A 13,237-nucleotide genomic window follows, 5' to 3' on the forward strand; every position below is an offset into this window, starting at 1 on the left:
CGGCTATGGGCGTCGTGCCGCCCAGGCGGTCCTCGTGGTGCGGACGTGGAGGTCGCCCCGCCGCAGGATGCCGTCGGGCCTTTCGTCGTCGAGAAGGACGTCGAGTGCGGCCTGGTCGTCGGCGCTCAGCCGCTCGCCCAGCCCGGTTCGCAGGCGTCGCAGGGCCAACTGGGCGTAGCGGCCGGTGGAGGCCGGCAGAGGTGGCGTCAGGTCGACGGTGAAGACCCGTTCGGTCTCGACGGTGAACCCGGCCCGGGTCAGGAGTGGGCCCCAGTCGGCGCCCATATGCGGGAGCCGGGCGCTGCGCTCCTCGGCCATCACGGCGCGGCAGCGCGCTTCGAGTCCGGGGCGGCCGATGCCGAGGTCGTCGGGCAGAAAGTGCGGGAAGGAGTCGAGCTCGACCGCCACCAGCAGTCCGCCGGGGCGAAGGGCCGCGCGGACGTCGGTGAGCGTGCGGACCGGGTCCGCCATGTGGTGCAAGGACGAGGCCGCCCACACCAGGTCGACGGGGTCGAGATCGGGCCAGGCCGCGTCCAGATCCGCCTGAACGGTGCGGACACGGTGGGCCACGCCCCGTTCCTCGGCCTTGTTCCGGAGGTGGCGCAGATAGGGCGCGGACATGTCCAGCGCCGTCACCTCGGCCTTCTCGAAGCGCTCCAGCAGGGCGAACGTGCCGGTGCCGGTTCCGCTGCCGAGGTCGAGGAGATGGCTGGGGGCCGGGTCGCCGGCGAGCTGGTGGACCCAGGCGGTCACCTCGGACAGGTACGCGTGCAGCACCTCCGCGTCGAGGTCCAGGAGTTCGGTCATCACGGCGTCGTCGGATCCGGCCGTGGAGTGGTCGTGGTGGGTTGCCATGTTCGGAGACTATGTCCGTCTTGCCCTTCTGGCATAAGGTCTTGCGTATGAAGCAAGACGGAGACCTCGACGGCTTGGTCCGCAAGCGGATCAGGGGACTGCGTACGGCCCGCGGCTGGTCACTCGACGACCTGGCGGCCCGCTGCTACCTCAGCCCGTCCACCCTGAGCCGGATCGAGACGGGCCACCGGCGCATCAGCCTCGACCAGCTGACCGCGATCGCTCGCGCCCTGGAGACCACTCTCGACCACCTCGTGGAGTCGGTCACCGACGACGATGTGGTGATCAGGCCCCAGCGCAACGAGGCGCGGGGGATGACCATCTGGACGCTGAGCCGGGAGCCGGGGCCGAACGGCATGACCGTGGCCAAGATGCGCCTCACCAAGCCGCCCCCACGGGACCCCGCCGAGCTGAAGGTCCACCCTGGCAGGGACTGGTTCACCGTTCTGTCGGGAGCCGTCGTACTGCTGCTGGGGGAGCGGACCATCGTGGTCGAGGCCGGTCAGGCGGCGGAGTTCTCGACCATGATCCCCCACGCCTTCGGCGCCCACGACGGCCCGGCCGAGATCCTGACCATCCTGGAGCACGACGGAGAGCGCACCCATCTCCGCTCATCGCCGTGACCGGGCCTTCAGGACAGGTAAAGTCCAGTGGACGTTTGCAGGGCGTCGAGCCGGCGGCTGGCCGCGGCCTGGACGTCCTCGACATGGATCCGCGCCTGCCGCTCCGCGCCCTCACGGTCGCGGTTCGTCAGCGCCTCGACGATGCGCTGATGGCCCGCCACGCAGGTGACCACCTCGTCCGGAGTGAAGAGGACGGCCATGTTGTAGGTGATGCCGAAGTCGCGGTTGCGCAGCCATTCGTCCAGCAGCCGGCCGTTGCCCGAGGCCCGCACGATGGCCTCGTGGAAGTCGCGGTTCATCCGCCCCAGCTCGGCGCGCGGGCGCTGGATGAAGTCCGCCATCGGCCCGTCGTAGAACGCGGCGATCGTGTCCAGTTGCTCCTCGGACGCGCGTACGGCGGCCAGCCCGGTGGCCATCGACTCAAGGGCGCACCGCACCTCGTAGATCTCGCGGATCTCGTCCGGAGTGTGCTCGCGCACCACCCAGCCCTGCCGCTCCCGGACGACCAGCCCCTGATCGACCAGCCGCATCAGCGCGACGCGTACGGGAGTGCGGCTGCTGTTGAGCCGCGCCGCCACCTCGTCTTCCGGAAGCCGCTGGTTGGGCCGGTATCTACCCTGGAGGATCGCGGCGCGAATGTGCTCGTACGCCTGGTCGCCGAGCGACTCCCCGCTACCCGCACGGGGCCTCCTGCGCTTGACCGCAGGCTCCTCCGCACGTGCCCCGCCGGGTCGTTCGGCCATCGGTCCTCCGGTCCCGTCGCCTGTCATGGAGATTCTCCCAGTATGCGATGAGATCCAGAAACCTGCGGATCCTGCGATCAAAGTGCCGTTGGCTAAGGTTGTGGCCGTGTCAGGTGTGGCTCAGTTAGAGGATCCACGGGTGTCCGAGGACGTGCCGGACGTCGTGGTCGTGGATGGGCAGGCGCAGTCCTACAGCGGCAATGTGCATGAAGAGCTCAAAGTGGTTCTCGTGCTCGACTCCGGTTTCACCGTACGCAGACGTGGCACGACATTCCATGCCGCTCCCGGCCAATTGCTCGCTCTCCATCCGGACGACGCCCATTCCGGGCAGCCGGACGATCCCGGGTCGGCGCACTGGCAGATCATGTGCGTGTCGCCGTCCTTGATCGCCGAGGTCGCCGCGCCTGATGCCGTGCGTTACGGGGACCCGGTGATCCGGGACGGCGGGCTGGCCGACCGCTTCCGGTCCGTACACAGCTCTCTCTACCTGCCGCCGGGGCAAGCCGGTTCGGCGCTGCGGCAGGAGACGGGGGTGCTGGAGTTCGTCGCCGCGCTGGCTCGGCACGCCTACGATGCCGAGGGCGGAAGGGACACCAGGCAGCGGGCCCCCGAGCTCGTACGCGAGTATCTGCGGGCGAACCTCTCCCGCAACGTGACGCTGGACGAGCTCAGCGCGATCGCGGACCTCAGCAAGTATCGGCTCGTCCGCGCGTGCACGGCGCGGTTCGGCCTCCCGCCGCACAAGCTGCACCTGCGGCTGCGGCTGGATCGGGCCAGGGAGCTGCTCCGGCGCGGCGCGGGGATCGACGAGGTCGCGTACGAGACGGGATTCCACGACCAACCCCACCTGACCCGGGTGTTCGCGCGAGCCTATGGGATGACCCCGGCCATATATCATTCGACCTATCGAGGCACGACCTGGACCTCGCGCTGACCCCGGGCAGGGCAAGTGGCGGGGCAAGAACGTGCAATACGGATGCCGACCACGGTCGATAGGTTCCTTCGCGTCGCCAACTGGCGCGAATGTGAAGGAGATCTGTGATGCGATACCGACTGCTTGGTCGCACCGGTTTGAGGGTGTCTGAGGCGTTCCTTGGCACGATGACCTTCGGGCAGGACTGGGGATGGGGCGCCTCCATCGAGGAGTGCCGCAAGATGTTCGCCGCCTATGCCGAAGCCGGCGGGAACGTGATCGACACCGCCAACCGCTACACCGAGGGCAGCAGCGAGCAGATCGTCGGCGAACTGCTCGGCACCGACCGCGACCGCTTCGTCCTGTCCACGAAGTACACCTTGACCATGGACGGCACCGACCCCAACGCCGGCGGCAACCACCGCAAGAACCTGGTCCGTTCGGTCGAGGCCAGCCTGCGCCGGCTGGGCACCGACTACATCGACCTGCTGTGGGTGCACATCTGGGACCCCAGCACGCCCATCGAGGAGACCATGCGGGCTCTGGACGATCTCGTACGGGCCGGGAAGGTGCTGTATGTCGGGATCTCCGACGCGCCCGCCTGGCTGATCTCCCGCGCGAACACCATCGCCGAGTTCCGCGGCTGGACGCCGTTCGCCGGCCTCCAGCTGCCCTACAGCCTGGTCAAACGCGACATCGAGCGCGAGTTGCTGCCCATGGCCGCCGCGCTGGAGCTGTCGGTGGCCGCGTGGTCGCCCCTGGCCGGCGGCGTCCTGTCCGGCAAGTTCACCCGGTCCGGTGCCGACGGTCCGTCCCGGGTCGACCGCGCCACCATCTCCGAACGTGACCTGGGCATCGCGCGCACGGTGGACGCCGTGGCCGACGAGCTCGGTGTCTCCTCCTCGCAGGTCGCCATCGCGTGGACGCGGGCGCACCGGCCCTGGATCCACCCGATCCTCGGCGCCCGCACCCTGGACCAGCTGACCGACAACCTCGCCGCCATCGACCTGGAACTGCCCGAAGAGGCGGTGCGGCGGCTGGAGCAGGCCGCCTCTATCGACCTGGGCTTCCCGATGGAGTTCATCATGGACACCACCACCGACTTCGTCTATGGACCCAGCGGAAAGCTGGTCGACGGCCGCCCCGTCGGCTAAGCGCGACGCCGGGCCGGATCGGCGGCTGAGCCACCCCTTTTGAAACAGGAGCCTCCCATGAGGTCTATTCGTCATGCCTTCCTGGCCGGAGCTCGCCGGCTCTCGGCGGTCATCGCGGTCGGCGCCGTCCTGGCCACCGCGCCCGCCACGGGCCCGCGAGCGAACGCCGACACCTGCGACCAGGCCTGCCAGATCGACTGGGCCTGGACCGCCCAGCGGCAGAACGCCCTGCCTCGCACCCCCTTCTACGACGCTCCCGACCCACTGCCGTGGGCGCCGAGCGGAACCCTGATCCGCGCGGCGGCCACCTCCGACTACGTGGTGGAGAACAAGCCGGTCAAGGCCGTCCGCGTGCTGTACCACTCCCGTACCTCCCGGGGCCGGGACGTGGCGGTCTCCGGCGTCGTCCTGGTGCCGCAGGACCGCCCGCGCCCGGCGGGCGGCTGGAAGGTGGTCGTGGACGCGCACGGCGCCAGCGGCATCGCCGTGGACTGCGCGCCGTCGCTGATGCGCGACCTGTACCACGGAAACCAGATGGTCCGCTTCCTGGAGCAGGGGTACGCGGTCGTCGCCCCGGACTACGCGGGCCTGGGCACGACCGGCCGTCCGGAACTGGTGAACAAGACCGCCGAGGCGGAGGACATCGCCGGGGCGGTGCGGTCCGCGCGCCAGGCGGTTCCGGACCTGTCGGGCGACTGGGTGCTGTGGGGCCACTCCCAGGGCGGCGGCGCCGCACTCGGCTTCGCCGAACGCCAGGTGACGCGCCCCGAGCCGGGCTACCGGGGCGTGGTCGTCACCTCGCCCGCCGCCGACCTGCCCGCGCTGGCCGCCCACGTCGCCACGACCGTCCCGTACGGCGGGTTCGCCCCGCTGCTCGCGCAGGGCGCCGCCTACAGCGATCCGAAGATCGACGTCGGACGTCTGCTGACCCCCGCCGCCCTGTCCCGCCTGGACGCCGCCCGGAACGGTTGCCTGGGCGTGGCCACCGCGGTATACGGAGATCTGACCGGCTCGGCACTGGTCCAACCGGGCTACTCCAGCGACCCGCGCTTCACCCGATACCTGCGCGACAACAGCCTCGGCTGGAAGCGCGTCGCCGGCCTGGTGCTGTTCCTGCAAGGCGGTGCCGACACCGTCACCCCTGAGCCGATCAACGCCCAGGTCGCCGCCCGCCTCCGCGCCACAGGCTCGCACGTCACCTACCGCGTGTACGACGGGCTCGAACATGACACCTACGGCACCGCGATGGGCATCGACGACGGCGCCATGCCCGACATCCTCGCCTGGGTCGGGGCCCGGTTCGCCGCCGTTGAGACCCCTTGATGCGAGTCCTGACACGGCGTTCCCGGGCGAACACCCGGTGAACGCCGGATGTCGGAAAAGCGTAGATGGGATCGTAACGACAGAGAGACATTTCGGATATATCGGACCGTGAGCATGATCGCATGACGACCCCGTCCTCGCGATTAACGGTGACCGATGGCAGAAGCCTCTCCTGACGGGCCGTCACGGCCGCCCCTCGACATCGATCACGATCAGCTCAGGAAGCACGCGGCGCCCGCCTTCGACGACGCGTCCGCGGCGGTGCGGCGGGCCGTCGGGAAGGCCGCCGACGCGCTGGGCGCGCTGGGCGGCTGGCCGGTGAACGAGCCGGCCGACAAGGCGTTCGTCGAGTGGTACAAGCCGAAGCGCGACGAGATGCTCGGCATGATCGAGGACTTCGCGGCCGTGTACGGGGACATCGCCGAAGGCATCCTGACCATGCGCCGCAACGTGGCCACCGTCGACTGGGGCATAGCCGACGACATCAAGATCGCGGACGTGCCGGTCTACAGCTGGCCGGTGGAGGACACCCCGTGATCCCCATCAGGCCGATACTGTCGCCGACGGCCCTGAGCGGGGCCAGGGTCCTGTCACCCGCCACCCTGATGACGACCCTGCTGCTGGCCTCCGCCGGGACGATGGTCGCCCTGCGCAGCTACGCCGGCGTCACCGCGCCGGAGATCGACCCGGCGGAGCTGCGCAAGGCGGCCGCCGCCTTCCGCGAGCTGGCCGACGACCTGACCGGCCCGGAGCAGGCTCCCCCGCACGGCCACACCGGCGGCGTCGCCGGGATGGCCGACAGCGCCGCCGCCTCGGTGTGGAACAACAACGGCGGCCAGGGGGTGGACGCCTTCGCCCAGCTCTACATCCTGCGGATCATGGGCTTCCCCGCCGCGTTCGCCAAGGACTGCCGGGTGCTCGCCGCCGGCTGCGACGCGTACGCCGACCTGGTGGAGGGGGTGCGCAAGCAGCTCGCCGAGCTGGACAAGGCGATCGTGCAGCTCCTGTGGCTGGTCTGCTTCCAGCCGTTCACGACCATGCTGTACGGCGTGGCGCAGGCGATGGCCGCCGCCCAGATGGCCCGGCTGGTGAAGCTGGCCCAGACGGTCAAGGCCGTCTTCGGCGTCAACGTCGGCCGGATCCTGCAGATCTGCCTGCCGAAGTACGTGCTGACCACGCTCAACTACGCCGCCATCGACGGCCCCGCCTACGCCGCCGGGGCGCTCACGCTGGACGCGGTGAGCGACGCCGCCCACGGTCAGCCGACGAGGTCGGCGGGCCAGAACGCCGGGGAGTTCGGCGGGATCGTCGCCGGGAACACTGGCTACATCCTCGGCTACGACGTGGCCAAGCTGGGCCTGCCCGGTCCCGCCACGCGGGGCGGCGAGCTGGCGGCGCGGCTGTTCGGCTCGGGGTTCGGCTACACGCCGGTCAAGAGCGCCCTGGACGGCGACGGCGAGATCATGACGACGCCGGAGGAGTGGGCGAGCAAGCTGGAGGGACACGGCCTGCGGGCGCTCATCTTCCCGCCGGGCTGGAAGTTCGGCCGCTGAGTCCCACCCGGTGCTGTGCGGCGAAGGGGATGACCCGAGTTGATCCCCGCTTAAGCACCCGGCAGGATATCCGGACGTCCTTTACCCTCAATTTACGGATGACATGTCATACCGAAAGCTCCTGCCAGCGATCATCCTCGCGGCCGCGATCACCACCACCGCCGCGCCTCCGGCCAGCGCCAACGGCTTCGGCAGCGCCAACGGCTGCTGCCCCTTCGCCGACAACGGCAAGCACTGGTACAACTACGCCTCCCTGGAGACCCGTACCAGGACCGCGGTGAAAGCCGCTCTGCTCAACCTGGATTCCCAGACCGACATGACCGTGGCCCACGACACCACCGCGGACCCGAGCACCGACGTCGAGTCCTTCGACCAGTACTACGTCGACCACTGGGACCTCGACTGGGACGGCTCCAGCACGGGCTACAACCTGTTCGCGTACTCGAAGTGCGTCAAGACCATCGCCCCGGCCGACAGCAGCCAGCCGTGGCGTTGCGACCAGTACGAGGTCCGCTACGATCTGGCCGACATCGACTGGATGACCGCGACCCAGCGGCAGGCCCTGGCGTGTCACGAGGTCGGGCACACGGTCGGGCTCGATCACTCCACCGAGTCGACGTCGTGCCTGAAGACCGGAGCGCACAAGATCATCAAATACAGCGCGCATGATGTCGCCCACATCAACGGCCGCTACTAGGAGACCGGCGATGCGAAACCTCAAACTCCTCACGTCCGTCGCCGCCTGCGCCACCGCCGTGCTCACCGGATGCGCACCGGAGGCCGCCCCGCAGGCCGGTCAGCAGCCGCAGCGCTCGTTCTGGTCCCAGCTCCACACGGACGCGGGTGGGACGGGCCAGTACCTCTTCGACTCCCTGGAGGACATCACCCCCGGCGCCCGGCCGTCCGGCGCCTTCCGCCCGGCCGCCGCGCTGGTCGAGGGCACGGTCGTCGGCGTGGAGCCGGGCATCGCGTACGCCTCGGACAACGACTCGCCGACGCCGCGGGTCGTGCCCTACGAAAGCGCGGAGGCCGCGATCCGCTGGGCCAGCGTCGTGGTCAAGGTGGACAAGGTCCTCGCCGGCAAGCTCGGCCGCGGCTACACCGGGGGACAGATCCGGCTCCGGGTCGAGCAGCCCGCCGGCACGACGCTCGACGGCCTGCGCCAGTCGATCGGCACGGCGGGCCGCGGCCTGTTCTACGTGGACAACGCCCTGGACCGGGTCAAGCGGCGGGCGGCGTCGCCGCAGGCGCAGGCGTACCAGGCGTCCGTGCACCTCCCGATCGGCCAGGGGGTGTTCGTCGAGGAGAAGCCGGGGGCGGCGCTCGTCGCCCCCCTCACGGACGAGGACCGCGCCGCCCAGCTCCTGGGGACCGACGGCCGGCAGGCGCAGCTCAGGTCCGCCGGGGACTCCCCGCTGGCGCAGCTCCGCGGCCGGGCCCAGAAGTCGGCCTGCGAGAAGGGCACGGCGACGGACCAGTCCGGCTGCTGACGCCCGCCACGGCTGAGGCCCCCGACGGGGCCCTCAGCCGTGCTCTCACCGCGGTGCCCGCTCACCTGGCCAGGTCGCGGACCAGCGACGGGTAGTCCTTCAGGGTGATGTTCTCGGCGAAGTCGTCCGTCATCTTCATCATGAGCTTGAGCAGGAAGCCCACCTTGAACATCCAGTTGCGCATCCTGATCCGCCCCTTCGACGGAGGCGCCAGCCACGGACCGGCGTTCCCCTTCTCCGAGACCTTGGCGTACTCGCGGAAGCCCTCCTCATACCGCCGGAAGGCCACCCGGTGGTCGCCGTTGGCCGCCGCCAGCTCACCCGCCAGCACGTACGCCCCCACCAGCGCCAGCCCTGACCCGAACCCGCCCAGCGTGTTGGCGTAGGCCGCGTCGCCCAGCAGCGCCACCCGCCCCTGGGAGTACCGATCGATCTTCACCCGGCTGATCGAGTCGAGGTAGAAGTCGCCGGTGCGGCGCACCGCGTCCAGGATCTCGGGCGTCCGCCACCCCATCCCGGCGTAGGCGTCGAGGACGACCCGCTTCATCGCCTCGGTGTCATAGCGGTCGTAGTCGAGGCGCGGGGAGGCGAAGACGAAGAAGGCCGACGCCTTGGGACCGCCGGCGGCGACCATCCTGCCCGGTTCGTTGTACATCTGCGCGTCCGCGCCGAACCGCTCGGGCACCTCGGCCAGGGCGTAGTAGTGGCCGAGGAACTCGACGTAGTCCGACTCGGGGCCGAAGACCAGGCGCCGGACGTTCGAGTGGATGCCGTCGGCCCCGATCACCAGGTCGAACGTGCGGGGCGCGGAGCGCTCGAAGGTGGCGTGCACCCCGCCGGGAGTCTCGGTGAGCGAGGTGATCGAGTCGCCGAAGACGTACTCGCAGCCGGCTTTGACACTCCTGTCGTAGAGCAGGCGAGCCAGGTCGCCGCGGTGGATCTCCAGCTCGCCGCCGCTGAACTCGCCGGGCATCACCGCGAGCGTCCGGCCGCGCTTGTCGACGAAGGCCTGGTCGGTGCCGCCGGTCTGCAGCCGGCGCACGTCGTCCAGGATGCCCATGCGGCGCAGGACCGTCATGTGGATGTCGCCCTTGAAGTCGACGGCCTGGCCGCCGGGGCGCAGGTCAGGGGCCCTCTCGACGATCGTGACGCGGAAGCCGTAGCGGGCGAGCCAGTAGCCGAGGGCGGGGCCGCCGACGCTGGCACCGGAGATGAGGACGTTGGTGTTCTGCATGTCCCCGACTCTCGCGGGGCGCGCTGACAGCCTGAGGACAACCGGCTGACAGTGCGGCCTCTCGACCGACGCCGGCTGACAGCGCCTTGTCGCCGCTCAGCCGTTTCCTCAGCCGTTTCCTCAGCTGATTTCTCAGCCGCCGACGAGGGCGGAGAGCGCCTCGTCGGCGCTCAGCGCGGCTCCCGTGGCGAAGTGGGCGGCGAACACGTCCGCGCCCAGCCGCTCGGTCGCCGCCGCGGCGACCATGGCGACGTCCCGATCACCCGCGACGGTCGTACCGCGCAGCGCCACCCCCACGCCCAGCAGGTACGCCGCCCGCTCAGCCGCCCCGTCGAGCAGCGCCAGCCCCGCGTGGCCCTCGGCGATCTCGGCCGCGTCCGTCGGCACCACCGTGCGCGCCAGCTCCAGCGCCTCCCCGTGCCTGCGCCTGGCCTCGGTGAGATCTCCCTCGGCCGCGGCCAGCCGGCCTAGCGCGGTACAGGCGAATGGCCTCATGCCCTCGGTCGCGTAGGAGCCGGTAACGGCGGCGTCCAGTACGGCGGTGTAGCGGGCCCGCGCCTCGTCGTACCGACCCGAGAATCGCGCCAGGTCGCCCCACGCCATGTTCAGCAACGGCAGCCCGCGCGACATGCCCGTCCGGCGGGCCAGCTCGGTGGCGCGTTCGAGATCGGCGCGGGCCGCGTCCAGGTCGCCTTCCCGCATCAGCCCCGCCGCCCTGCGGCACAGCACGTCCACCAGCTCGTCCGCCGCGCCGAGTTGGCCGTTCAGGTCCACGGCCTGGTTCCAGAGCCGCCTGGCGGCCGCCCAGTCGCCGCGCCGGCTCGCGATCATCGCCAGCCATTCGAAGCTCTGCGCCATCCCCCAGCGCTCGCCGACGGCGCGAAAGCGGGTCAGCGTCTCCTCCAGCCGCCGCTCACCCTCGGCCACCTGGCCGCCGTGCAGGTGGATCAGCCCTTCTCCCAGCATGGACACGGCCCGGCTCCACGGGTCGGAGCCGAGCAGCCGCCCGCGGTGCCGGGTGGTCACCGTGTCGGCCGGGCCCGCCGTCATGCCCCACAGCACGGCCAGGAACGGGTGCCGCAGCTCGCCGTCCAGCGTCGTCATCATGGTGTCAACGGCCCGCGCCCACCACTCGGGGGACACTTCCGGTACGGCCTGCAGCACGCACATGACGTACTCCTCTTCCAGCCCCGCGACCGGCTCGCCGCCCATCAGATGCAGCAGCCGCATCGCGGACGAGGCGATCTGTTCGCGCCGCCCGCTCAGCCACGAGTACACCGACAGGGCCGCGACCAGCCGCGACGCCGTCTCCGGATCGTCCTCGACGGTGTGCCGGAGCGCGGCCCGCAGGTTGTCGTACTCGGCGGAGAGGCGGGCCAGCCAGTCGAGCTGTTCGGCCCGCCGCAGCCACGGGTCGGCCCGCCGGGCCAGATCGAGGAACCAGGCGGCGTGCGCGTCGCGGGTCCGCCGCTGCTCTCCCGCTTCGGCCAGCCGCTCGGCGCAGAACAGGCGGATCGTGTCCAGCATCCTGTAGCGCCCGCCGTCGGCCTCGATGAGCGATTTGTCGACCAGGTCGGCCAGCACGTCGCCGTCACCGCAGACGGACTCGGCCGCCTCCACCGAGGCTCCCCCCGCGAACACCGAGAACCGCCTCGCCACCTCCTGCTCCTGCGGGGTGAGCAGGCTCCAGCTCCACTCGACCACCGCGTGGAGGGTGCGGTGCCTGGCCGCCGCCGTACGGTCGCCGCGGGAGAGCAGCTTGAAGCGGCCATGCTCGTTCAGGCGGTCGGCGATCTCCGCCGGGGTGAACGTACGCAGCCGCGCCGCCGCCAGCTCGATGGCCAGCGGCAGGCCGTCCAGCGTGGCGCAGATCCCGGCGCAGACCGCCATGACCTCGGGACCGGTCGTGAACCCGGGCCGGACGGCGGCGGCCCGCTCGGCGAACAGCCGTACGGCCGGGTAGGAGAGGGCCTCGGCGGGATCGGTGTCCGGCGGCGGCACGGCGAGCGGCGCGAGGGGGACCAGCATCTCGCCGGTGAGCCCGAGCGGCTCCCGGCTGGTCGCCATGATCGCGACGCCGGGGCAGGCGTCCAGCAGCCGCCGGACCAGCTCGGCGGCGGCGGCCACCACGTGCTCGCAGTTGTCGAGCACGAGCAGCGACGGCTGGTCGGCGAGGGCGGCGACGAGCCGGTCCACCGGGTCGGGACGGTCCAGCGCGGGCACCTGCAACCCGGCCTCGCGCAGCCCGAGCGCGCCCAGCACGGCCGGGGCCACCTGAAGCCCGTCGTCGACCGACGACAGATCGACGAACCCGACCTCCCGGCCCGGACCCGCCCGGTGGATGACCTCCTGACCCGGACCTGTCCTGTGGGCGACCTCCCGGCCCGGACCCGCCCGGTGGACGGCCTCGACGGCGAGCCGCGTCTTACCCATGCCCCCGGGGCCGACGATGGTGATCAGCCGGGCGTCGCCGAGCGCGGCGATCCTGGCCAGCTCCTCCTCCCGGCCGACCAGCCGGTTGAGCGGTACGGGCACCCGCCGCCGGGGAGCCTGCTCCCGCCGCTCCTCGCCACGCAGGATCGCCAGATGCAGCGCCGCCAGCTCCGGAGCAGGATCGGCCCCCAGCTCGTCGGCCAGCAGCCGCCGTACCTCGTCGTAGACCGCCAACGCGGCGGCCTGCTGCCCGGAGGCGTGCAACGCCCGCATGAGCTGACCGCGCGGCCGCTCGCGCAGCGGATGGGCCGCCACCAGCTCGCGCAACTCGGCGACCGAGGTCCCGCCGGGCAGGGCCAGCTCGGCCTCCGCCAGATCCTCCCTGGCCGCGAGCCGCGCCTCCTCCAACCGCGCCACCTGTGGCGGGGCGAACGGCGCGTCGGCCACATCGGCCAGGGCGGGCCCACGCCACAGCGCCAGCGCCTCCTTCAGCACCCGCGCGGCAGGCTCGTGCTGTCCCGCGGCCAGCAGCCTCCGCCCATCGCGAGCCAGCCGCTCGAACCGATGCGCGTCGATGTCCTCCGTCTCCACCGCCAGCCGATAACCGGCGCCATGAAACTCCACCAACCCGGCCGGCAGATTCCGGCGCAGCCGGGAGACGTGCGCCTGGATGGCGTTGGCCGCCCCGGCGGGCGGGTCGTCGCCGTACTGACCGTCGATGAGCCGCTCCATGCTGACCAGCCGCCCGGCGTCGAGCAGCAGCAACGCCAGCAGCGCCCGAGGGCGCGGCCCACCCACGGCGACCGCTTCACCGGCGGCCGTCCGCACCTCAAGCGACCCAAGGATCCCGAACTGCACGGCACCGATTCTGTCCCATTCGCCGGGTATGCTCTCTCGCAGATCCACATCGCGGCCC

The 13,237-nt window shown here is 71.2% G+C and carries 12 protein-coding genes; 8 read left to right on the plus strand and 4 right to left on the minus strand.

Annotation, left to right across the window (positions count from 1 at the left end):
• Positions 1-3: 3 nt before the first annotated feature.
• Entirely contained in the window at positions 4-855 is an 852-nt protein-coding gene (locus AB0J16_RS07795; RefSeq protein WP_358535769.1) for a class I SAM-dependent methyltransferase, read from the minus strand.
• A gap of 47 nt (positions 856-902) precedes the next feature.
• Between AB0J16_RS07795 and AB0J16_RS07800 the strand changes: the two genes are divergently transcribed.
• A complete protein-coding gene (locus AB0J16_RS07800) occupies positions 903-1,478 on the plus strand; it encodes an XRE family transcriptional regulator (protein ID WP_357947562.1) in 576 nt (191 codons plus the stop codon).
• An 8-nt stretch (positions 1,479-1,486) separates the two neighbouring features.
• Here the strand turns inward: AB0J16_RS07800 and AB0J16_RS07805 are convergent, their stop codons facing one another.
• Positions 1,487-2,221 carry a GntR family transcriptional regulator gene (locus AB0J16_RS07805; RefSeq protein WP_358535771.1) on the minus strand — a complete coding sequence of 245 codons (735 nt, stop codon included), beginning with the start codon at positions 2,219-2,221 and terminating at the stop codon, positions 1,487-1,489.
• Between the two features lie 139 nt (positions 2,222-2,360).
• Between AB0J16_RS07805 and AB0J16_RS07810 the strand changes: the two genes are divergently transcribed.
• The 7 genes from AB0J16_RS07810 (at position 2,361) to AB0J16_RS07840 (ending at position 8,654) form a co-directional block, all read left to right on the plus strand.
• Entirely contained in the window at positions 2,361-3,155 is a 795-nt protein-coding gene (locus AB0J16_RS07810) for an AraC family transcriptional regulator (protein ID WP_358535773.1), read from the plus strand.
• Positions 3,156-3,262: 107 nt separating this feature from the next.
• Positions 3,263-4,288 (plus strand): aldo/keto reductase, encoded by a 1,026-nt coding sequence (locus tag AB0J16_RS07815; protein ID WP_358535775.1) that lies wholly within the window; start codon positions 3,263-3,265, stop codon positions 4,286-4,288.
• Between the two features lie 57 nt (positions 4,289-4,345).
• Positions 4,346-5,611, plus strand: coding sequence for an alpha/beta fold hydrolase (locus AB0J16_RS07820; RefSeq protein WP_358535777.1), 1,266 nt, complete (start codon positions 4,346-4,348; stop codon positions 5,609-5,611).
• Positions 5,612-5,767: 156 nt separating this feature from the next.
• Positions 5,768-6,148, plus strand: a complete 381-nt coding sequence (locus AB0J16_RS07825) for a hypothetical protein (RefSeq protein ID WP_358535779.1) — start codon at positions 5,768-5,770, stop codon at positions 6,146-6,148.
• Positions 6,145-7,164, plus strand: a complete 1,020-nt coding sequence (locus AB0J16_RS07830; protein WP_358535781.1) for a hypothetical protein — start codon at positions 6,145-6,147, stop codon at positions 7,162-7,164. The genes AB0J16_RS07825 and AB0J16_RS07830 overlap by 4 nt, the downstream gene beginning before the upstream one ends.
• A 103-nt stretch (positions 7,165-7,267) precedes the next feature.
• Positions 7,268-7,861 (plus strand): matrixin family metalloprotease, encoded by a 594-nt coding sequence (locus AB0J16_RS07835; RefSeq protein ID WP_358535783.1) that lies wholly within the window; start codon positions 7,268-7,270, stop codon positions 7,859-7,861.
• Between the two features lie 10 nt (positions 7,862-7,871).
• Positions 7,872-8,654, plus strand: a complete 783-nt coding sequence (locus AB0J16_RS07840) for a hypothetical protein (RefSeq protein ID WP_358535785.1) — start codon at positions 7,872-7,874, stop codon at positions 8,652-8,654.
• A gap of 61 nt (positions 8,655-8,715) precedes the next feature.
• Here AB0J16_RS07840 and AB0J16_RS07845 read toward each other — a convergent pair whose 3' ends face one another.
• Positions 8,716-9,888 (minus strand): FAD-dependent monooxygenase, encoded by a 1,173-nt coding sequence (locus tag AB0J16_RS07845; protein WP_358535787.1) that lies wholly within the window; start codon positions 9,886-9,888, stop codon positions 8,716-8,718.
• Positions 9,889-10,020: 132 nt separating this feature from the next.
• Complete coding sequence (locus tag AB0J16_RS07850) at positions 10,021-13,179, minus strand: BTAD domain-containing putative transcriptional regulator (protein ID WP_358535789.1); 3,159 nt, start codon at positions 13,177-13,179, stop codon at positions 10,021-10,023.
• Between the last annotated feature and the right edge of the window lie 58 nt (positions 13,180-13,237).

This window comes from Nonomuraea sp. NPDC049750 (assembly GCF_040659625.1).
Lineage (GTDB): Bacteria > Actinomycetota > Actinomycetes > Streptosporangiales > Streptosporangiaceae > Nonomuraea.